Annotated in this window: 18 protein-coding genes; 14 read left to right on the forward strand and 4 right to left on the reverse strand. The window is 38.2% G+C overall.

Translation table 11 applies throughout. From position 1 onward, the window contains the following. Positions 1–320: 320 nt before the first annotated feature. Positions 321–1,073, reverse strand: coding sequence for an Ltp family lipoprotein (locus RCG19_RS11285; RefSeq protein WP_308110846.1), 753 nt, complete (start codon positions 1,071–1,073; stop codon positions 321–323). Between the two features lie 594 nt (positions 1,074–1,667). Between RCG19_RS11285 and RCG19_RS11290 the strand changes: the two genes are divergently transcribed. Further along, on the forward strand, positions 1,668–2,027 hold the full coding sequence (locus RCG19_RS11290) for a site-specific integrase (RefSeq protein WP_308110847.1): 360 nt from the start codon (positions 1,668–1,670) through the stop codon (positions 2,025–2,027). A 492-nt stretch (positions 2,028–2,519) separates the two neighbouring features. Here RCG19_RS11290 and RCG19_RS23730 read toward each other — a convergent pair whose 3' ends face one another. Next, a complete protein-coding gene (locus RCG19_RS23730) occupies positions 2,520–2,939 on the reverse strand; it encodes a hypothetical protein (protein WP_374049597.1) in 420 nt (139 codons plus the stop codon). A gap of 105 nt (positions 2,940–3,044) precedes the next feature. Next, the gene (locus RCG19_RS11300) at positions 3,045–4,823 is read right to left on the reverse strand and encodes a LysM peptidoglycan-binding domain-containing protein (protein ID WP_308110848.1); all 1,779 of its coding nucleotides are present in this window, start codon (positions 4,821–4,823) and stop codon (positions 3,045–3,047) included. Positions 4,824–5,613: 790 nt separating this feature from the next. Here RCG19_RS11300 and RCG19_RS11305 point away from each other — a divergent pair. The 3 genes from RCG19_RS11305 (at position 5,614) to RCG19_RS11315 (ending at position 9,037) form a co-directional block, all read left to right on the forward strand. After that, complete coding sequence (locus RCG19_RS11305; protein WP_308110849.1) at positions 5,614–6,183, forward strand: SF0329 family protein; 570 nt, start codon at positions 5,614–5,616, stop codon at positions 6,181–6,183. A gap of 628 nt (positions 6,184–6,811) precedes the next feature. Continuing rightward, positions 6,812–7,519, forward strand: coding sequence for an SH3 domain-containing protein (locus RCG19_RS11310; protein WP_308110850.1), 708 nt, complete (start codon positions 6,812–6,814; stop codon positions 7,517–7,519). A gap of 1,023 nt (positions 7,520–8,542) precedes the next feature. Continuing rightward, entirely contained in the window at positions 8,543–9,037 is a 495-nt protein-coding gene (locus tag RCG19_RS11315) for a hypothetical protein (protein WP_308110851.1), read from the forward strand. Between the two features lie 163 nt (positions 9,038–9,200). On the opposite strand, the gene RCG19_RS11320 is transcribed toward RCG19_RS11315, so the two are convergent. Beyond that, positions 9,201–10,604 (reverse strand): glutamate decarboxylase, encoded by a 1,404-nt coding sequence (locus RCG19_RS11320; RefSeq protein WP_308110852.1) that lies wholly within the window; start codon positions 10,602–10,604, stop codon positions 9,201–9,203. A gap of 282 nt (positions 10,605–10,886) precedes the next feature. On the opposite strand from RCG19_RS11320, the gene RCG19_RS11325 reads away from it, so the two are divergent. The 10 genes from RCG19_RS11325 to RCG19_RS11370 all read left to right on the forward strand — a co-directional run bounded on the left by RCG19_RS11325 (position 10,887) and on the right by RCG19_RS11370 (position 21,611). Next, entirely contained in the window at positions 10,887–12,812 is a 1,926-nt protein-coding gene (locus tag RCG19_RS11325) for a BglG family transcription antiterminator (RefSeq protein ID WP_308110853.1), read from the forward strand. 256 nt (positions 12,813–13,068) lie between these two features. Beyond that, positions 13,069–13,377 carry a PTS sugar transporter subunit IIB gene (locus RCG19_RS11330; RefSeq protein WP_166244197.1) on the forward strand — a complete coding sequence of 103 codons (309 nt, stop codon included), beginning with the start codon at positions 13,069–13,071 and terminating at the stop codon, positions 13,375–13,377. A 25-nt stretch (positions 13,378–13,402) separates the two neighbouring features. Next, positions 13,403–14,734: a PTS cellobiose transporter subunit IIC gene (gene celB, locus RCG19_RS11335; protein ID WP_166244199.1), complete on the forward strand. Its 1,332-nt coding sequence runs from the start codon at positions 13,403–13,405 to the stop codon at positions 14,732–14,734. Between the two features lie 118 nt (positions 14,735–14,852). Further along, entirely contained in the window at positions 14,853–15,173 is a 321-nt protein-coding gene (locus RCG19_RS11340) for a PTS lactose/cellobiose transporter subunit IIA (protein WP_308110854.1), read from the forward strand. Between the two features lie 138 nt (positions 15,174–15,311). Beyond that, positions 15,312–16,805: a family 1 glycosylhydrolase gene (locus RCG19_RS11345; protein ID WP_308110855.1), complete on the forward strand. Its 1,494-nt coding sequence runs from the start codon at positions 15,312–15,314 to the stop codon at positions 16,803–16,805. Between the two features lie 198 nt (positions 16,806–17,003). Then, positions 17,004–17,375, forward strand: a complete 372-nt coding sequence (locus tag RCG19_RS11350; RefSeq protein WP_308110856.1) for a DUF956 family protein — start codon at positions 17,004–17,006, stop codon at positions 17,373–17,375. A 401-nt stretch (positions 17,376–17,776) separates the two neighbouring features. Beyond that, on the forward strand, positions 17,777–18,748 hold the full coding sequence (locus RCG19_RS11355) for a mannose/fructose/sorbose PTS transporter subunit IIA (protein WP_308110857.1): 972 nt from the start codon (positions 17,777–17,779) through the stop codon (positions 18,746–18,748). A gap of 27 nt (positions 18,749–18,775) precedes the next feature. Then, positions 18,776–19,582 carry a PTS mannose/fructose/sorbose transporter subunit IIC gene (locus RCG19_RS11360; protein ID WP_166244209.1) on the forward strand — a complete coding sequence of 269 codons (807 nt, stop codon included), beginning with the start codon at positions 18,776–18,778 and terminating at the stop codon, positions 19,580–19,582. Between the two features lie 18 nt (positions 19,583–19,600). Next, the gene (locus tag RCG19_RS11365; protein ID WP_166244211.1) at positions 19,601–20,512 is read left to right on the forward strand and encodes a PTS system mannose/fructose/sorbose family transporter subunit IID; all 912 of its coding nucleotides are present in this window, start codon (positions 19,601–19,603) and stop codon (positions 20,510–20,512) included. Positions 20,513–20,594: 82 nt separating this feature from the next. After that, positions 20,595–21,611: an oxidoreductase gene (locus RCG19_RS11370; RefSeq protein ID WP_308110858.1), complete on the forward strand. Its 1,017-nt coding sequence runs from the start codon at positions 20,595–20,597 to the stop codon at positions 21,609–21,611. The last annotated feature ends 173 nt before the right edge of the window (positions 21,612–21,784 follow it).

Raw genomic sequence — 21,784 nt, forward strand, 5'->3', positions numbered from 1 at the left:
TTCCATATCCCATTTTATCCCAATAGCTTATCCCTACAAAACGTTGGTATCAGTGGGTTTTGTTTGTTTTAACGCACAGTGATTTTATATAAAAAAATGACTTATCAAAAGATAAGCCACGCGGAGAATTGTTGGGGGGGGTAATCCCTTTTACGTGTTAAATACCCGTACTTAAGGAAGTCAATCTTAAATCAAAAAGAACCTCGATCTAGTAGTTGGGGATCATTTAAGAATCGAGGTCATTTATATGTCCAAAGGAGTTTCGAACACTAATATTATATCCATGTTAATTGATATAATATTATAGAATCTTTTTCATGTTATAGTCCCACTTGCGTAGCTGCATACTCTGCATCTGCTTGACTGTGACCTTCATAGGTTAATTGCTGAATCAAACCGCTCCTAGAGAACGATGAAAAGTCAAGATAATTCTTGGCTGCTTTGACAGCTTGCTCTCTCCAATCAACTTCTATGTTTTCAACAGCGAATTGAGCATCTGCGGCAGAATATTTTTCGTATTCTAATTGCTTAATCAATCCAGATTTTGAGAAAGCTGTATATTCAAGATAGTCTTGAGCTGCACGGATTGCATTATTTTGTGAAACAGATGCATTATCAAGGGCTTCCTGTTTCTTTGCTTCCGCATCGGCTGCCGCCTTAGCTGCTGCTTCTTCTTGAGCTTTCTTCTTTGCTTCGGCATCTGCCTTAGCTTTAGCTTCGGCATCTGCCTTTTCTTTAGCTGCCTTTTCATCAGCTATACGCTTATCTTCAGCCGCTTTCGCCTCAGCCTCTTGTTTTTTCTTTTGCTCATCACTCATTTTAAACCATGGAGCGGCTTCATCTACTTTAGCTTGCAAGTCTTTATTTTCCGATTGCAAATCACTCTTATCCGATTTTAAACTGGCTACGGTTTCTGTTTTAGTAGTTAATTGCTTTTGTAAAGACTTTACTTTTGCATTAACTTGATCTAAATCACTCTGCGATGGGCCGCCAGCACTACCAATCCATATAGCAATAACTGCCGTTAATATATACTTCCATCTTTTCTTTAAAAATCTTCCTACACTTTTCACTTTCCTTTCCCCCTATTTATATATTTGTATATTACAACTTAATTATATGCCTAAAATTGGCAGATTAATAGATAAAAAAGACTAGGCATTAAGCCTGATCCTGAAATGGTAAACAATCATCATTAATATTAAACGGGTCAGCAGGGTAGCCAACATTTGGAGTTCCAACCATGCCGGGGAATCCACTTTCCTTACTAAGAAAGAAGGAATGTCCTCAGTTCTAAAGTATTCAGGAAGCATTCAGATCACCTTTTCTTAAACGACGCTTGAATGATTTAGATAAATATTTATTTTGTTCTTGAGAAGACAAGCCAAAGAATAAATGAGCCTATTTATTTTCAAAATCTACCTGCTTACGAATCCGTTGTTCAGCACTTTGAGTTTGTTCCGCTAAACTTACAACTCTTTAAGATTTCCAAATACTCCGTACCATGTTAGATATCTTATCTGTTAAACTAAGCATATAATATGCATTATACACGTTCAAACCACCCAAAACCTATGTTATACTCATCGAATAAGGTTGTTTTTAACCCCGATTTTATGTGATTTTCAGGGTGCTAAACTCGGCATATAAGTTAAGCAGTGGAAAGAGTGCTAGATGAATATATTACCAATCTTGAAAAACAGGATAAATCTCCGAAAACCATTATTTCCTATCGGAATGATATCCTTATTTTTATGAATGATTTACGTATAAAACCAAATGAATTTGTGACGTCAACAGATGTAAGAAAATGGATCAATGGTATGTTACACCCAAACGATGGAAAGCCTTTGGCCATCACGACGATTAATCGTCGGTTGAATGCTTTACGCAGTTTTTATTCCTGGGCTCAAAAAAATCAAAGGCTGCAGCATAATCCAATGGAAGAAACTCAGGATATCAAGTCGGCCGATGAAGACCAGGAAAAAATCATGTGGATCACAGAGAAGAATTTGAAGATTTATTAAATCGTGTGAGAAAGAACCCGGTTAAAAGCAGGGAAGTGGACCCAGAAGAAAAGCACCGGCGTAATCGGGCGATCACTAAAGGTTAGCGTTAGTTGAAGAAAAATTGCGAGAGGAAAAAGCCCCACTCAATTGAGAAGGGCTGAATACATTTCTACATCTAAATGTGTCCTCCGGTTTGTCCTCCGATGTTTTATATTGCATTTAAAATTATTAAGTCGAATTTTTAATAAATGTTGATTTAGAGCCCTTTTTTAAACATTATTTCTTTCTATTATATATAAAAATGAATGGGCGGCATGATGTAATCATCGCCCAAACCCCTTGATGTATAAGGGTTTAAGGTTAGAGGAGAGTGAAATGCTAACATTTCTCTCCTAACATTAGAGGTTTCTCATGAGTTGTGCAAACTTGTGGGAAACCTCTTTTTCATTTTTTTCCTACCGTGCAGGGCGCTTTGGTATTTTCAAAAAGCGGTTGAGTAGCTCGGCAAGTTCATCGATGGTTGAAATCTCTAATAGAACTAAGAAATACTGGTCCAACACCTTTTTTCTTATTCGGATCTTGCAGATATTGTTTTGTTTCTTTCACTTTCTCATATTCTAGCTTTTTTGCAGGATATCTTCTTCGTGCTTCTGTTGTTCGCCTGGAAATGTTTTTTCCTTCAATATCAGAAAAGATGTTCAGTAAGCCTTCAAGAAACACGTCCTCCGTTAATAATTTTTGATATCTTGGACTTGGGTAATGACTTCCTTGATCTGAATGAATAAATGCTTCAGAATGTAAACTAATTTTCTTGTTATTCATTAATTTATGAATGGTTTTAGTCGCGATATCCAACGTGATACGATCAGAAACATGATAAGCCAATAACTCATTGGTGGAGGCGTCTTTTATGGTTGACAAATAAGCCATACTACTTCCGTTATCTTGAAACATATTAACAAAGCTGTATTGAATAAGGACCGTGCCTTAGTATATTTTTTTTATTTCTAACTGTTTATAGAGTCATGAGAAACGTTATTGCTGGATAAACAATGTCTGCCCAATCATTAGGATGTCGCCACTCAGGTTATTTGTAATCTTAATTGCATTGACGGTGGTATTAAATCTCTGTGCAAGTGACCAAAGTGTATCTCCTGACTGAACAGTATAGATAATAAATCTACCGGGAATTTTCAACGTTTGTCCAATATAGAGGAGATCAGTTGTGAGGGTATTTAATGTTTTAATCGCAGCAACGGTAGTATTAAACCTCTGTGCCAGTAACCAAAGAGTATCCCCTGACTGAACGGTATACTTAGTTGCAACATTATTTCTGATGCCCCAATAGGAATCATATAGTGCATTCCAGGTTGATGCATTTACGATCCCGTTTCCTGTTAAGCCAACAGTCTTCTGAAATGCTATAACAGCGTTCGCCGTTTCGCTTCCAAAAATACCATCCGGTGTCGAATCGGGAACAGTGGGGTAAAACTCACTGATAACACTTAGAATATATTGCAACGTGATGACATCGACACCTGTTGAGCCCATCTGAAGAACTGAGCTGGGTGGGACTGTTCCAATACCCAAGTTAGTCCCTTCACTTTCAAGACTGGCGAGCTTTGCCACTGCAACGTAAATATAAGAAATTTTATACCAAGTTGTTAATCCAACAATACCATCGGAAGTCAAATTAAAAACACTCTGGAATTTCATGACCGCTGCTTTCGTACTTTCACCAAATTTACCAGCTTCATCGGTGATGAGTGGAATAGCAGGATAGTTTTGCCTAATCCTGTTCAAATTGTTTTGTATCTGTTGCACGTCTAGTCCTGTACTGCCCAATTGAAGATTGTTACCTGGGAATCCTGTAACGATTCCAGTAATGATATTGGTTTGTGATATTTCAATATCATCTGGATAGTAATAGCGCAAAATCTGCATATATGACATCCCTTTATTAGCTAAGTCTACCGTGCCCCATTGGGATAGTCCATTGCAAGTAGCGGTCGTACCATTGCAGAAACCCGTAAAAAATGGTGCGATTTGGCCTTCTCTTCGAACATATTGGTTAAAGATTTTATCTACAATGTTGCTAATCGATTCATAAATAGTGCCGCCATATACAAAATATTGGTCGTAGGCGGTACTGTTTGTGATATCAAAATTAAATCCCCGGCTTCTGTACCATTGAGTAAACACCCTATTTAAAGCAAATGTGATAATGGCATAAATATTTGCCTCCAGCGACGCCTGTGGCCACGTTGAATAAATTTCGCTGCTTGCAGCATTTTTAACATAATCGATGAAGGGCACCTGTACGTTAGAAGCAGATGAGGTAGGCGTACCAAGGTGTACAGTAATTGGATTTGGAATAATGACTTGTCGAAGGATAAATGGTTCAAAGGTTGGGCCTGGTTGATTTCGGGGTTCTGTCATTTGGATAGCATGCCTTCCAATAATGAGCTTCTGCTTGATAGGAAACCTTTGACCCGCTTTCATTGGAATCAATACTAATGGTTGAATGGCTTTCTCACCATCAAAAATATGAACGTCAGCAATACGTAAGGAATTATATCCTTCCTTTTCTGCATCTAGAATATAAGAAGAATATGGGTTTCCTGTGTAGCTTGGATCCAATGAAAATTTTCTATCTACTGTTTCTAAGGAAATTGGTTTAGTTTCTCCATTCCGATCCGTCGTTAGCTCATAAAGTATTTTACCTTCTTGATTCCTGATTCTCACTCGTACTCCTTCTAATGGTAACGCATCATCGGCCGTGCGGGATTGTACGGTTAAATAACCTACGCCCATCCTTAATGATCCCTCCTTCAAACAAATTGTAAAGTAAAGATCTTTTTAAATTAAAATATATGACTAATCACCAAGATTATTCAATTAGCACATATAATATTACTCTAGTTTATATCTATCAATGATTTTTTGTAAGCATCGTTCAAATCCATTCAATGAACTAACAAACCTCGCCCATTTTCCACAAGTTTCCCTTTTAATCAAACGTTTAATTAAAAATGGCAACAGCCCTTGATAAATAAGCGCCAGGCCCACCAGATACATAAATAAATTGTTGAAAAATGAAATGAAAATAGGATATAAATAGCATCCGAACCAAACTTGCCACTAAACGACAGCCATTCGACTAATTTCAGTATAGGCTATACTAATCAAACGTTTGGTTGAAACAGCTGCATGTGTTGATCTATAAGACTCTCCCCTGCCAAGGTAAAAGGAAAATTGTCGAGTGCAATAAAGAATTTCGGAAAGAAATGCCCCAACTCTTCACAAAATCAGATGGGTTTCTCTTGAACTTACATCAGCCATTTATATTGAAGGGGTAGGCGGATATCGACACTCGATACCATTCGCGTAACCAAGGATGGCTATGAAATGCTTACAACATTTCCTACTGATCTAATAGATATGACTCTCACCAAATCGAACATATTAGCAAAGTTAAAAGGGAAGTTTATACAGAAGTATTTGAAGCTTTGATGTTAATGTTCGATGTGTTGGTTATTGTATTATAGATAATAGAACGACAGCCTCAATAAGTATATATAACATAAAAGTTAAGGAGAACTACATGACCTGGAACAAATTGAAGCAAAATCTGGAGAGTTTTCTCTGTCCTGCATTATATGGAAGGGTTGAATACCATGCAACAAGCTACCGTTATTTACCTGATAAAGCAGGAAATTGTTATATTGCAGTAGATAAAAAGAATGTACTCAATATGAGTGACAGAACTACCTTTATCAGATGGTACCAGACGGAGCTGGAAATTAAGAATGATTCTGATATCCAAATTCCTATCAACAATGAGGAAATTGAAGCCGTAAGAAAGGAAACCAAGGGGATCGTTCCTGAGGATCGTCTACAAGTAATGGCTAGGGGTAGAAAATTATCCAAAGTTGCAAAAGAGTTTTTTGCAGCACAGTCATCATTAAGTAAATCAAATTTTATTGATGTAGCTAATAAGTTTTTATCCACTTCTATAGAGGAAAGCCTTGAGAGCAATGATATCCTATTGAATATTCTAGCTTTGGTGGACCGACGGGTAGGAAAAAAACGAATTTTAAACATGACTGAGAAGATGAAGCTAAAGCATCCAATTGTGCAGTATTTTTATGAACTACGTCTTAGTACGTTATGATAAAAAATAACTCATCACCTAAACATCACTTTTTGCGAAAAATTTATTGCCATGTAGATACCCTTGACATATAAGGGTTTTGAGTAAGATGAGAATGCTATGCTTAAATGAAGATATAAATCGAGGCTTCTCAAAGGTTCACTGAACTTTTGGGAAGCTTCTTTTTCATTTCTTGACTCTCAAACAAGATTATTGATTAATTTCATAATTGGTTCTTACCCCATCTAGAGGATACCAAATAAACAGTTTTTACCGTCATAGGTGTCCTCTTTTATTTCCAAGTTAGTTTTTCTCTTTTGTAATAATAGTATAAACAGCAATTGTAAATGTCATTGGTAGCAGTTTTAGAGTATCTTTGAGTTAGCCAAGATTTTACGTGACAAGGAGTTAGCCCGTGAACTTAAGCATGCGTATAGGTTAGCGATATCGATGATTTATCAGATGTATCAGATGTATCAGATGTATCGGGTGGCGATACGCTGCTCATAACTATCGATATTGCTATAGGTTATATAAAGAATCCCCTAAGAAAGGGCTGGTTGGCTCTTTAGTTACTTCGTATCGCTTGGCGATATAACTTGCAAATAAATCTAAAAGCCTTCATATTTAATAGAAAAGGAGGTACGATATGCGACGTGATATACAACCGAATGAACGAGCTTTCTCTTCCAAGGAAGCGGCAGAAGAAGTAGGGATTGCAACTCCCACTGTTCGAAAGTATGGCCAAATCTTAGAGCGGAATGGATATGAGTTTTTAAAAGATGGCGATCGACGTATCTTTGTTCAATCTGACATCGGAGCGCTTATAGCGCTACGCGATACGGACAAGCCACTAGACGATACAGCTAAAGACCTTGTGCTTCAACAGAAAGAGAGATTAGAAGAATCAAATGAAACAGACGTAGCGGTACCCGATATATATGAAAACTTACCTCAAGACCCCAATCAATTAAAAGAAGTGTTAAAGTTTTTAGTCAATGAACTCGCAGCGACACGTGAAATGAATGTCCAACTGACAGACGATATGTCACAGCTTAAAACATCGGTATCCCGACTTCAGCAAGATCACCATGTTATAAGTTCTAGTATTGCAAATTCAGCCCAAAAAACTAATACTAAAATTGAAAAATTAACTGAACAACAAAATACCCATTACGAAACATTGTTGCAACAAGAAAAACAAAAAAGTGAACTCTTACAAAGAGAAATTCAAAATTTGCGGGATGAGCAAAAAAAGGAATGGAGTTCACAAAATGATTTTAATAAACGTTTAGAGGATGCGATACAAAGACCTAAAGAAAAATGGGGTGGGCTTTTCTCCCTATTCCGAAAATAAGGTGCCTGTTTAAGTTGATTGTCACTATTTTGTCTTTCGTATCGCTGGGCGATATACCTTGTACATAAAAACGATACCGTTACCTGATACGGATGAAAATTTACTCCAAAACCCCATTTAATTGGAGGGAATGATATGAGCTTTTAAAGATGGGGGATTGGCGTATCATTGTTCAATCCGACATCTGACATATTAATTTCTCAATTGTCCTCTTTACGATGTTCAAAGTGGTGATTTTCCATTAAGTGTTAATAGTTATCTGAACCTAAGGAAATAAGATTCACCATTTTTCAAATTTCAACAAAATTCCCGGGAAATATCTACAAATTCTGAGTAAGTGTCCGACAAAATATCTTTAGTAGAATTCCTTTTTAGATTCGGTGTAAATGATATTTACTTTCTATAATATCTAAATTACAATTGTGTTGAAAAAAGGAAAAGATTGTACAGAATTTGTTTGCACTTTGCTACTCAACTGTCATGACTAAGAAGGAGTTGAACACCAACTTTACAATTTTTGGTGCAATTGTAAAGAACTCTATGAAAAATAAATCTAGATTTGTAATGAATATCATTACAGTAATAACATATGTCATTGTTTCCAGTTTTGTCTTAGTTCTTTACACTATTAAAGATGCCTTGTCAGAGGTTTATATAGCCTTTCTACCTCTGACTATTTCTGCCATAGTTTGTATTGTATTAAATACAATTAGTAAAAAGGAAGATACTAGAGCTGAATAGTAATCAGAAAATAGACATGTTATTTGATTTTTTAGAAGAATAAAGATTGCACTCTCTCTGTAAACAGTGCGTATTTGTATGTAAAAGCAAATTGAATTCAGAAGGAGACATTATCCATCTGACATTATTTTATGGTGAAAAACAAAGGCAAACCCTGTCTCCGTTTGGAGGTCGGGTTTTTAATGTGCCAGTAAATAGTTGTTTTGTTTTTATAAGAAGATGCAATTCAACAAAATAAAAATTTAATGATATAATCGGCGTATCGACGAATGGGGGTAATGCATGGTGGAAAAGGAGCAAGTTGTCTTCCTATCAAATGGGATGGAACAAACCAATTTTACTTTGTTTGACATAAAGAAATTAGATGTAACGATTAAAAATTTCCTTCCAGGCTTTCAAAAGGGTAAAGAGGCCATATCAGGTTTTGAAGTAACAAAACGGGATAATGCTATAAGCTATATTTTTACCTTTATTCATTCAGGGGAGAATTATTATCTAGTCATCTATACAAAAGGTAAAAAGGCTGTAGTGGAATTGAAAAATGTAGAGTTGATTGATGGAAATTCATATATTGTTTGGAAGTATAGCCCAGCAAAGCGTGATGGGAAGAACCAAGAGAGAAAAGATTATTTTAAAAAGTATTTTGGTTCTGCCATTCGTCAAATATTAATCCCAAACTCACCTTCTGAAATAGAAGCATTTATTGGCGAACTGTTTGCTCTTAGTCAAAGTCGTTTAAAAGCTGATCAAATCGGTGAGGAGAATGACACCATATAAGAAGGGAAAGAGGCTTCTCATCAGTTGTAATAACTTGTGGAGAGCCTCTTTTTCATGTTTTTCGTTACATGAAGACAACCAGCGCCGCTTTAACGCAAACCCCGAGCATACAAGCTACCGACGATCCCGAGGTAACGCTCACCACCTTATGCACCTTCTGTATTTAGTGGTGAAAGCCATTGTCGTGTTTCGTATCATGTGGTATGGCCCCGTCCAAGGCATCCAGAAAGGCGACGGTCTGTTTAAGATTCATCAAGAACAAATGACCAAGATCCATGGAGAACCCGTTGCGAACTACAATCCGCATAATCGTTACATCTTCCATATCTGGGGGCAAAGGATAAGCTGGAACTTGCCAGCCAAACGTACGCAATTGCCGAGATAAATCATAAAGATTCCATTTTGATGTGTACCCGTCCTTCAATCGCCAAGCGAATACCGGAATATCCGAACCATCGGTTATGAGTTCAAATGGCCCCATTCCCTTAATCTCCCTGCTAAGAAACTGCGCTACTGCCTGAGAAGCCTTTTGCACCTGATAGTACCCGTCTTTACCTAAACGAAGAAAATTGTAATATTGCAAGAGGACTTGTGCACCGGGCCGAGAGAAATTCAGGGCAAAGGTTGGCATATTTCCTCCTAAATAGGAAACACGGAAGATGAGATCCTCAGGGAGATCTTCCGCTTCCCGCCATATCACCCATCCCAGACCAGGGTAGACTAATCCATATTTATGCCCGGATACATTGATAGACTTTACCCTAGGTAATTGAAAATCCCAGACCAGGTCTGATTGAAGGAAAGGTGCTATAAAGCCTCCCGAAGCAGCATCCACATGCATCGGAATATCGAGACCTGTCCGCTCCTGTAAATCGTCTAATGCTTTGGCGATGGCGGCGACAGGTTCGTAACTTCCGGTATAGGTCAAACCGAGAATTGGGACCACACCAATTGTATTTTCGTCCACGACAGCGAGAACCCCTTCAGGGTCCAAGTAAGGTCGATCAGGGCTAATATGTACATACCGAGGTTCCACATCCCAATAGTTTGCAAATTTTTCCCAAACGACTTGTACAGCGGAACTAAACACAATATTTGGCTGGTCAATCGGCTTCCCTTGCTGTTTGCGTGCTTGCTGCCAGCGACGCTTTAACGCCAGCCCCCCGAGCATACAAGCTTCCGATGATCCTGTCGTTGAAACGCCCATCGTGGTTTGCGGCTGGGGCGAATGCCAAAGATCGGCTAAAATGCGGACACATCGTTCCTCTATCGCCGCTGTTTGAGGATACTCATCCTTATCAATCATGTTTTTGTCGAATGTTTCAGTATATAAGCGGTCTGCAGCAGGCTCCATCCATGTGCTAACGAATGTCGCGAGATTCAGAGTGGCATTTCCATCAAGAATGATTTCATCATGAATTATTTGATACGCCGTTTCGGGTAACATGCCTTGATCACGCATCTGAAAGCGGGGAACTGCCTGTTCTCCTTCACGAGCAAACAGAGGATTTACAGATAATTCGTGGGGCAACATCCTTTGTGTATGATGCGGGTGCCATTGTGGCATATAGGATCAACTCCTCCAATTTACATTCCTTACTCATTTTTTGGATAGGGGCCATAAAATATACATAGCGGATCGGGTTGCAAATGATTACTATTTCTTAGCTTTTGGGAAGCGCTTTTTTGCTTTTCTTTGTTAATATGGAAGTAGCCTGTACATTGCTTTCTTTTACAACTGCTGTTAGAGGTGTACAATTAATTTAGTCATTTAAACGTTAGTTGCAGAAGTGGGCAACTATAAATAATAGATTTGATCAACTTATAAAGAAAGGTAGTAGATAAATAAATGGTGTCGAAACGACAAAGAGACATCGTGTTGTCTTTAATGAAGGAGAAAGAACCTGTTACAGCCGAATGGATAGCAAAAGAACTTGGTGTGAGTGACAGAACCATTCGCACCGAGATTAAAGACCTTCAATCACAATCGTCTTCGTTAGGAGGCAGGATTGAATCGGTTAGAGGAAAAGGGTATCTATTAGAAATAAAGGATTTTAATGTGTTTGAAAAAGAATTTAGCCCTAATACGAATGATACGATAGAAGAAGTCCAATCTGATTTTTCCGAACAGTCAAATCGGGTTTTGTATATGTTAAAAAGATTTTTATTAGAAAGAGAACCTATAAAATTAGAAAGTTTAGAGGAAGAGCTATTTATTTCCAAGCCAAAACTTCAAAATGACTTAAAACTCGTCCGAGAAATATTAGAGAGTTATCATTTGAAGTTAGTCTCCAGACCGCATCATGGCACGCAGGTCGAAGGCGATGAATATATGAAACGGCTATGTTTTTCAAATTATATTTTAAGAAGAAATAGTAATTTAAACATTGATAGCCATTCTTTTCATCTCTTGGATCAAAACCAGTTTGAAAAGATAAAGGAAACGATCATAAAAAAAGTGAATGAATACAAAATTGAGATATCTGACATTGCTCTTGAAAATTTAGCAACCCATATCACAATCGGATGCAAGAGAATTGAAGAAGGATTTGTCATTGAAATCCTTGAAAACGATTTAGCCGAAAAATACCCCTTTGAGAAAATAGTGGCGAATGAAATTGTCAAAGAAGTAGAGGAGTTCACCAGTTTGAAGTTCCCAAAATCTGAGATTGATTATATTATTGTTCATTTGTTGGGGACAAAATTAATTCATAAGAATACCTTGCAAGAATTTAGTAAATTTGACGAGGTAGACACCATCATTCATTGTATGATTGAAAGATTGAAAACCGAATTAAATTGGGATTTTCACGAAGACTCGGAATTCATTCAAGCGCTGGCGTTGCACATTCGGCCAGCAATGAACCGGCTGCGCTATAACATGAATATTCGGAATCCATTATTAGACGAAATTAAGCGGAAATATCCAAGCGCTTTTGAGGGGGCTGCTATCGCGAGTAGATGTATCGACGAATATTTGGAGGTAGAGGTAGGAGAACACGAAATTGCTTATATTGCCTTACATATCGGGGTGGCATTAGAAAGAATAAAGACAAGGCAAAAAAAGGTAAAACGAGTGATTATCGTGTGTGCTTCTGGTGTTGGGAGCGCCAAGCTTTTGTTTTATCGTTTACAAAATGTATTTAAAGATGAAATCGATATTGTGGCTACAACCAATTATTATCAATTAAAAGAATACGATCTTTCCGCCATTGATTTTATTATTAGTACGATTCCAATAAAAGAAGAAATAGGTGTTCCAGTACAAGTGGTCAATACCTTTTTAGGAGAAGGAGATATTGCAAATATCCGTAAGGGATTGTCGTCTGCCATCGTGTGTGAGGAACAGAGCTATTTAGATGAATCCAGAGTATTTATTCATAAAGAATTTGAGAATAAAGAAAGCGTTATCCGTTTTTTGTGTGAAGAATTATTCACTCAAAAACTTGTCTCCAAAGAGTATGTAAATTCTGTGTTGGAAAGAGAGGCGGTCGCTCCAACCAGCTTTGGAAATCTTGTGGCCATCCCGCATCCACTTACACCAGAAACAGAGGAAACATTTTGGACGGTGTGCACATTAAAGAAGCCAATCGAATGGGCCGATAAACATAGGGTTCAATTTATCTGCTTGTTAAACATCAGAAAGGTGCCTGAGGATGACCTGGAAAGGATGTATAAAAGGCTCATTGCGCTAGTTGAAAACAGTACAACGGTCCAAAAAATTCTTAAGAGTGAATCAGCGGAAGAAATTATAAAGATATTAAATGAATCTTAACTGTACGAGGGTATTCCAAAAGGGATACCCTTTTTAGTTATGGGCATATTATCGGGGGATATGTAATGGACCTACCTAAAACTTCATGTATTCACTATATTTCCGTTACGTAACGGAAAAATCCTTTCTGTAAAATAAACCGTTTTCACCATAAACTATAAACAGAAAGTGATTAAAGTACTCTTAAAACAGCTTAGATTCATTGGCTAATTGTTTTTAATAAATAACATTTACAGATAATAGGAGGAATAAATCGATGAATATTTTATTATGTTGTGCAGCAGGGATGAGTACAAGCTTGTTGGTGACCAAGATGGAAAAGGCAGCCCAAGAACAAGGCGTAGAAGGGAAAATTTGGGCAGTTGCAGCTAATTCAGTCAATCAACATATTGACAATGCGGATGTCCTACTTTTAGGACCTCAAGTTAGATACCTGCTTTCAAATATGAAAAAGCTAGGGGAAGAAAAGGGTATTCCAGTGGATGCAATCAATCCAATCCACTATGGTACATGTAATGGTCCAGAAGTTTTAAAAACAGCTATAAATCTAGTAAATAACAAATAATAAATAATAAAGGGAGAAAAAGAGAATGAGTAAATTCAACAGCTTTCTAGAAGAGAAAGTCATGCCTGTTGCAGGAAAAATTGGTGCGCAAAGACACTTATTGGCTCTCCGTGATGGTCTCATTGCGACGATGCCCTTCATTGTCATTGGTTCGTTCTTCCTGATACTAGCCAATTTGCCAATCCCGGGTTACGCTGATTGGATGACTTCTATTTTCGGTCCAACATGGGCTGCTAAATTAAGTTATCCAGTAGATGCAACGTTCAATATCATGTCAATTATTGCCGCATTCGCGGTTGCTTACCGATTAGCAGAAGGCTATAAGCTTGACGCGATGAGTGCCGGTGCTATTTCCGTTGCGGCGTTCCTATTGACAACACCATTTAGTTTCCTATTTACTCCTGCTGGAGCGGATGGCGTTTTGGTAACTGGTGCGATTTCAAAAGCTTTCTTAAGCAGTAAAGGTTTGTTTGTTGCCTTACTTTTTGCCATCATTTCAACAGAAATTTATCGTTGGGTGGTTAAAAAAGATATTGTTATTAAAATGCCAGCGGGTGTACCACCTAGTGTTGGTAAATCATTCGCCGCTTTAATTCCAGGATTCTTTGTTCTTGTCGTGGTTTGGGTCATCCGTTTACTTGTTGAATTGACTCCTTATGAAAGTATCAACGGCTTAGTTACAACCCTATTAGGTGATCCGCTAAAAATGGTAGGTCTTACTTTAGGTGGATCCATTGTAGCTGAATTATTCGTAACGATATTATGGGCTACTGGATTACATGGTACGAACATTGTTAAAAGTGTCATGGAACCCATTTGGTTTGGTGCGATGGGGGATAATATGACAGCCTATCAAGCTGGACAACCTCTGCCACACATTGTTACCCAACAATTCTGGGATAACTTCGTCCATATTGGTGGAACGGGTGTAACATTTGGTTTGGTTCTATCAATGATATTGTTTGCTAAATCCCAACAGATGAAAAGTCTTGGACGTTTGGCGTTTGCTCCAAGTATCTTTAACATTAACGAGCCATTAATCTTTGGTATGCCAATTGTGTTAAACCCAATCATGATCATTCCATTCGTCCTTACTTCAATTGTTACCGTTATTGTAACATTCCTTGGAATGGATATGGGATTGGTTGCAAAACCTTCTGGTGTAGCAGTACCTTGGACAATGCCGCCAATTATCTCAGGCTATCTTGCATCTGGTGGACATATTTCGGGTGCTGTTATGAATTTGGTTAACATTGCCATTTCGTTCGTCATTTATCTTCCATTCTTCAAAATTTATGATAAAGCGAAGAAGAGAGAAGAAGATGCGATGAACGCAGGTAAAACAGAAATCGCGTAAGAAAGTGCTAGGCATTAGTTTGACTAGTGCCTAATGTTACTTTAAATATTGACACATAATTGGCAGGAGAGGGGACGGCCCCTTTCCTAGTAAATCACATGAAAGGCCGTTGTTAACCATGAATAAAGAAGAACTTTACAACCATGCATTTCAATTAATCCTTCATGCAGGAAATGCAAAAAGCTTTGCAATGGAAGCAATGTATGCTGCTAAGGATGGTAATTTTGATGAAGCAGATGCCAAATTAGCCGAAGCAGATTCTGCCTTTAATGAAGCACATCATGTTCAAACTGACTTAATCCAAAAGGAAGCAGGCGGAACAGAATTCAATCTGCCTCTTATTATGATTCATGCACAAGACCATTTAATGACATCGCTGACGCTTAAAGATTTAGCCAGTGAAATTATCGATTTGCATAAACTTATCAAAAAGGCTTAAAACATACGGAATTTTAATGGCCCAACATACTTTGGGCTTTTTTTATTCAATTTGGCATACTAACTCTTTCAATGATAGTAAGGGGCGTAATTTGCTTTTGACGCCATAGTCTTTCTAAAAGAAAGGAAATGAACTTTAATGAAAAAAACATTCCCGGAAAATTTTTTATGGGGTGGAGCTACAGCTGCAAACCAATATGAAGGTGGATACAATCAAGGCAGCAGAGGGCTTGCAACAAGCGACTTCATAACAAATGGTTCTGCAGACCGGCCAAGAAAAATTACGATCCAGTTAAAAGATGGCACAAAAACAATGGTAAATCGACGACCGACCGGAGACCCCGAAATTGATACGATACCCGAAGGTGCATCGGGCTATATTGATGAAAATGTTTATTATCCAAGCCATAAAGCGGTTGATTTTTACCACCATTACAAAGAAGATATTGCTCTTTTTGGAGAAATGGGCTTTAAGAGTTTCCGGCTATCTCTTAGTTGGTCCCGTATTTTCCCTAAAGGTGGAATTGAAGGAGAACAACCCAATGAGGAAGGGTTAAAATTTTACGAAGATGTTTTTAAAGAGTGTAAAAAGTATAACATCGAACCATTAGTCACTCTTTATCATTTTGAAACTCCTGCTTATTTGGCTGAACATTTTAATGGTTGGGGCGGCCGCGAGACGATCGATTGCTTTTTAAGAATGTGCCATGAAGTCTTTACAAGATATAAAAATTTAGTGAAGTATTGGATCACTATTAACGAAATTAATGTATTAAATGGTTATGCCTTTATGGGAACCAGGGAGGCTACCGCGCAGGTACGTTATCAAGCAAAGCATCATATGTTTGTTGCGAGTGCCCTAGCCAATAAACTATGTCACGACATCATTCCAGATGCAAAGATTGGCTGTATGGTTGCATTAAGCTGTATTTATCCGAAAGATTGCAAGCCGGAAAATATATTTGGTGCTTTAGATTATCGAAGAGGGGCATTGATTTATTCTGATGTCATGATGAGGGGATATTACCCATCCTACGCTGATCGCTTCTTTGAAGAGATGGGGGTAACGATAAATAAAGAACCTGGGGATGATGAAATCATCATGGCGCACCCATCCGACTTTTTATCTTTTAGTTATTACCGTAGCAGTGTGTATCATACCGAAATTGTTCAAAATACGGATACCGGCGGGCAAATGGGGGATGTAAATCCTTTCGTAGAAAAAACAGAGTGGGGTTGGGCGATTGATCCAATTGGGCTAAGATACACTTTGTCTGAACTTTATGACCGCTATCAAAAGCCTCTCTTTATTGTTGAAAACGGAATGGGAACCATTGATAATCGGGATGAAAATGGATATGTGGAAGATGATTATCGGATCCAATACTTCCGAGATCATATTGCAGAAATGAAGAAGGCCGTTACTTTAGATGGTGTTGACTTAATGGGCTATACACCATGGGGCTGCATTGATTTAGTTTCAGCAGGAACGGGCGAGATGAAAAAACGCTATGGTTTTATTTATGTAGATATGGACGATGAAGGAAATGGAACATTAAAGAGAACAAAGAAAAAATCATTTGATTGGTACAAGAAAGTGATTGCAACTAATGGAGAAGATCTTAGTTTTTAGATAAAATAGATACTCAGATTGCCAAAACCTATAATAGGTACTCATCTTCTCAGTTCTATTCTTTGTGATGGTGTCCGATATTTTTTCGGTCATGATTATTTGAAGATACTGCTCGAATTTGTCCCAGGTTATTCATTGCTTAAAGTGATAAAAAGAGTATAATAATGATTTATTATAAGAATGAAATGGAGAACTATTATGGTCCAATCAATCAGTACAAAAGTCGATTTAGTTATGGATGCAACTTCACATATGGGAATTGCGGAGTATGGTAAAATTATGATTGGAGACAAAGGATTTGAATTCTTCAATAGTCGTGATGCTCGTAAGTTTATCCAAATTCCTTGGGAAGAAGTAGATCACGTGATCGCTTCAGTCATGCTCAAAGGAAAATGGATCCCGCGTTATGCGATCAAAACGAAGCGGAATGGGACGTATACATTTTCTTCAAAAGACCCAAAAAAAGTTTTGCGCGTCATTCGCAATTACGTTGATCCGAGCCATATGGTCCAATCATTAAGTTTCTTTGATGTTATTAAACGCAGTTTGAAGAGTAAATCTAAAAAGTAATAGTTCCAGTCAAGACTGATTGAAACTTGTCTTTTTGTTTGTAAAACTTCAAATTGCTACCAGATAAACGGGTACAAATAAATAATACATTTTACCCACTTGAAAGAGGAATATCGGTATGCTATAATACCTAAGGAAGCTCATTAAAGTGATGCAGAAGCTGTTTTTTGATCACATTAATTACAGCGTTTGCAAAAACAAATTTATATAGCCATTATTTTTTAACGTGTTACTGATTCGATCAGGCATGAGTGAAAAGTATTGATTGATTTGAAGAATAAGGGGTACTCTATACCTATATCTTCATCTAATCGACTTTTTGCTCATGCCTTTTTTATGTTTATGTTGAAACTGTAATCGCTTAGATGAGCTGAAAAATACTAATAATAGGAGGTAAAAAGATGGTAGGAATTATCATTGCTAGTCACGGTGAATTTGCTACTGGTATCTTGCAATCCGGAGAGATGATCTTTGGAAAACAAGAAAATGTAAAAGCAGTTACATTGATGCCGAGTGAAGGACCTGATGATGTAAAAGCAAAAATAAAAGATGCAATCGCCTCTTTCGACAACCAAGACGAAGTATTATTCTTAGTAGATCTTTGGGGTGGAACTCCTTTCAACCAAGCCAATAGCTTGATTGAAGGACACGAAGATAAATGGGCAATCGTTGCTGGTATGAACTTACCAATGTTGATTGAAGTTTTTGCATCACGCTTCTCCATGAATGCTGCGCATGAAATTGCCGCGCATATTTTGGGCACAGCAAAAGAAGGGGTTAAAGTAAAACCTGAAGAATTAGAACCGGTGCAAGTCTCTGCACCAGCTGCTGCTAAACCATCGAATGCAGGTGCTCCTGGTAAATTTGAATACGTGTTAGCTCGTATTGACTCACGACTTCTTCACGGACAAGTAGCGACTGCGTGGACAAAAACGACACAGCCTACACGCATCATCGTGGTATCTGATGCAGTAGCGAAGGATGATCTTCGTAAGAAATTGATCCAACAGGCTGCACCTCCAGGTGTAAAGGCACACGTTGTTCCTGTCAAAAAAATGATCGAACTTGCAAAAGATGATCAACACTTCGGCGGCCAGCGCGCGTTACTTCTTTTCGAAAACCCGCAGGATGCGCTTAGAGCGGTTGAAGGTGGCGTTCCATTGAAAACAATCAACGTTGGATCTATGGCACACTCAATTGGTAAAGTTCAACCAAATAAGGTATTGGCCTTTAACCAAGATGATATTAATACTTTCAATAAGTTAAAAGATGCTGGTTTGAACTTCGATGTACGTAAAGTGCCGAACGATTCAAAAGGCAACATGGACGAAATTATCAAGAAGGCTCAAGAAGAGTTAAAGAAACTAAAATAAATCCAGAGAAAACGGAGGATTAATAACATGGATTTGAATGTGATTCAAATAATATTAGTCTTTATCGTAGCATTCTTAGCTGGTATGGAAGGGATTTTGGATGAATTCCAATTCCACCAACCGCTTGTAGCGTGTACGTTAATTGGCTTAGTTACAGGAAACTTAGTACCATGTCTTATCTTAGGTGGTACTCTTCAACTGATCGCTTTAGGTTGGGCAAACATCGGAGCTGCCGTAGCACCGGATGCTGCGTTAGCATCAGTTGCATCTGCTATTATTTTAGTTTTAGGTGGACAAGGTAAAGCTGGTGTGGCTTCTGCCATTGCGATCGCTGTTCCGCTTGCAGTTGCTGGCCTTTTATTAACCATTATCGTTCGTACACTAGCAACAGCAGTCGTCCACTTTATGGATGCTGCCGCTCAAGAAGGAAACTTCAGAAAAGTTGAATTTTGGCAAGTCGCCGCCATCTGCATGCAAGGGTTACGTATTGCCATTCCAGCTGCATTAATCGTAGCTGTTGGCGCAGGTCCGGTTAGAGACTTACTCACAGCTATGCCAACTTGGTTGACAGACGGTTTAGCAATTGGTGGGGGAATGGTCGTAGCTGTTGGTTATGCAATGGTTATTAACATGATGGCTACAAAAGAAGTATGGCCATTCTTCGTAATTGGTTTTGTATTAGCATGTATTTCACAAATTACACTTATCGGTCTTGGGGCAATCGGTGTGGCACTCGCACTTATCTACTTAGCGCTTTCTAAACAAGGCGGTTCAGGTAATGGCGGAAACGGAAACACTGGTGATCCACTAGGCGATATTATTGACAGTTACTAAGAAGGAGGGCGGATAAAAATGGCAAATGAATTAAGATTATCAAAAAAAGATCGTATTTCTGTTTGGTGGCGTTCCACTTTCCTTCAAGGTTCTTGGAACTATGAACGTATGCAAAACGGTGGTTGGGCATACACGATGATTCCCGCAATCAAAAAATTATATAAATCAAAAGAAGATCGTGCTGCAGCACTAAAACGTCATTTAGAATTCTTTAATACGCACCCATATGTAGCTTCACCTATTATTGGTGTAACGTTAGCACTTGAAGAAGAACGTGCAAATGGTGCGCCTGTTGATGACACAGCCATTCAAGGTGTTAAAGTCGGTATGATGGGGCCTTTAGCAGGTATCGGGGATCCAGTTTTCTGGTTCACGGTTAGACCGATCCTTGGTGCGTTAGGCGCTTCTCTAGCTTTGACCGGTAACATCCTTGGGCCGATTATTTTCTTCGTTTTATGGAATCTTATTCGTATGGGATTCACGTGGTATACGCAAGAATTTGGTTACAAAGCTGGTTCTAAAATTTCGGACGACTTATCTGGCGGATTACTTCAAGATATTACAAAAGGTGCATCCATCCTGGGTATGTTCATCCTTGGTTCATTAGTTAACCGGTGGGTATCTGTCAGATTTGCGCCTGTTGTATCCGAAGTTAAACTCTCCAAAGGTGCGTATATTGACTGGAACAACTTACCTGCAGGAGCAAAAGGGATTAAAGCTGCATTAGAACAACAAGCAGCTGGTCTTTCATTAGAACCTGTTAAAGTAACTACATTACAAGGCAACTTGGACAGCTTAATTCCTGGTTTTGCTGGACTCTTAATCACATTCCTTTGCATGTGGCTGCTTAAGAAAAAAGTTTCTCCAATCCTTATGATTCTTGGATTGTTCGTGGTTGGTATCGTCTTCCACTTAATCCACTTAATGTAATAAACAAAATAGAGGAGCATCACCTAGTATGTTTAAGGTGGTGCTCTTTATATTAAAAACAACTATGTTTAAGGGGGCCGCTATGCTTACGATTGGTTTTATTGGAAACGGAAAAAGCACAAACAGGTATCATCTGCCGTTCGTCCTGCAAAGAGAGAACATAAAGGTAAAAACAATTTATCAAAGAAATCCTAAGCGTGAAAGTTGGGATCGGATTCCAGGAGTAAATTATACTTCTGATTTAGAGGAACTAGTAAATGACAAGGACATTCAACTCATTGTGGTCTGCACAAGAACGGATAGTCATCTTGAATACGCAAAATTAGTAGTAAACAATAATAAACACTGTCTGGTTGAAAAGCCTTTTATGGAAACCTCAGAACAGGCAAAAGAAATATTCGCACTCGCAAAAGAGAAAGGATTAATTGTACAGACGTATCAAAACAGACGTTTTGACAGTGACTTTTTGACCGTTCAAAAGGTCATTGAAGAAGGGAAATTAGGGGACTTGCTCGAAGTCGAAATGCATTATGACTATTATCGTCCCGAAGTACCTGAATCTGCACATTCCTTTAATCCCGCCGAGTCATTTTTATATGGGCATGGCTGTCATACACTGGATCAGGTTATCAGCTATTTTGGCAAGCCAGATTCATTACATTATGATGTAAGGCAATTATTAGGACAAGGAAGAATGAATGATTACTTTGATTTAGATCTTTATTATGGCGAGTTAAAGGTTTCTGTAAAATCAAGCTATTTTAGACTCAAGGAAAGACCTAGCTTCATCGTTCATGGCAAAAAGGGATCCTTTGTCAAAGAAACGAAAGATCGTCAGGAAGAACATTTAAAGTTATTTTACATGCCTGATAACAAAGATTTTGGTATCGATACAATCAAACATTATGGTGTACTGACCTATATTGATGAAGAAGGTACAATTCATGAGGAAACAGTGAAATCCGTAAATGGTGATTATGGAAGAGTGTACGATGATTTATATGAAGCCATCATCAATGGGAAAGATAAAACCATTACAGACGAACAGACGCTGCTGCAAATGGAAATATTAGAAACTGGAGTTAAAAACTTAAAGTAAACCACTGCTGCAACGGATTTTAGGTAAGAAGAACATTTTGTTAGCATGGAGTTATACTAAAAGAGGCTTCTCATAAGTTGAGCAAACTTATGGGAAGCCTCTTTTTAGCAGGGATGTCTCTTTCAGCACCTCCTCGATAAGATCCTTCTCATACATTACAGAGGAATATCCTC

It is taken from the genome of Neobacillus sp. OS1-2 (assembly GCF_030915505.1).
Taxonomy (GTDB): domain Bacteria; phylum Bacillota; class Bacilli; order Bacillales; family Cytobacillaceae; genus Neobacillus.

Excerpts from the sequence above, each read along its gene's own strand:
- RCG19_RS23730 (WP_374049597.1), bottom strand. The coding sequence starts at position 2,939 with ATGGCTTATTTGTCAACCATAAAAGACGCCTCCACCAATGAGTTATTG.
- RCG19_RS11300 (WP_308110848.1), bottom strand. The coding sequence starts at position 4,823 with ATGGGCGTAGGTTATTTAACCGTACAATCCCGCACGGCCGATGATGCG.
- RCG19_RS11305 (WP_308110849.1), top strand. The coding sequence starts at position 5,614 with ATGACCTGGAACAAATTGAAGCAAAATCTGGAGAGTTTTCTCTGTCCT.
- RCG19_RS11310 (WP_308110850.1), top strand. The coding sequence starts at position 6,812 with ATGCGACGTGATATACAACCGAATGAACGAGCTTTCTCTTCCAAGGAA.
- RCG19_RS11315 (WP_308110851.1), top strand. The coding sequence starts at position 8,543 with ATGGTGGAAAAGGAGCAAGTTGTCTTCCTATCAAATGGGATGGAACAA.
- RCG19_RS11320 (WP_308110852.1), bottom strand. The coding sequence starts at position 10,604 with ATGCCACAATGGCACCCGCATCATACACAAAGGATGTTGCCCCACGAA.
- RCG19_RS11325 (WP_308110853.1), top strand. The coding sequence starts at position 10,887 with ATGGTGTCGAAACGACAAAGAGACATCGTGTTGTCTTTAATGAAGGAG.
- RCG19_RS11330 (WP_166244197.1), top strand. The coding sequence starts at position 13,069 with ATGAATATTTTATTATGTTGTGCAGCAGGGATGAGTACAAGCTTGTTG.
- celB (WP_166244199.1), top strand. The coding sequence starts at position 13,403 with ATGAGTAAATTCAACAGCTTTCTAGAAGAGAAAGTCATGCCTGTTGCA.
- RCG19_RS11340 (WP_308110854.1), top strand. The coding sequence starts at position 14,853 with ATGAATAAAGAAGAACTTTACAACCATGCATTTCAATTAATCCTTCAT.
- RCG19_RS11345 (WP_308110855.1), top strand. The coding sequence starts at position 15,312 with ATGAAAAAAACATTCCCGGAAAATTTTTTATGGGGTGGAGCTACAGCT.
- RCG19_RS11350 (WP_308110856.1), top strand. The coding sequence starts at position 17,004 with ATGGTCCAATCAATCAGTACAAAAGTCGATTTAGTTATGGATGCAACT.
- RCG19_RS11355 (WP_308110857.1), top strand. The coding sequence starts at position 17,777 with ATGGTAGGAATTATCATTGCTAGTCACGGTGAATTTGCTACTGGTATC.
- RCG19_RS11360 (WP_166244209.1), top strand. The coding sequence starts at position 18,776 with ATGGATTTGAATGTGATTCAAATAATATTAGTCTTTATCGTAGCATTC.
- RCG19_RS11365 (WP_166244211.1), top strand. The coding sequence starts at position 19,601 with ATGGCAAATGAATTAAGATTATCAAAAAAAGATCGTATTTCTGTTTGG.
- RCG19_RS11370 (WP_308110858.1), top strand. The coding sequence starts at position 20,595 with ATGCTTACGATTGGTTTTATTGGAAACGGAAAAAGCACAAACAGGTAT.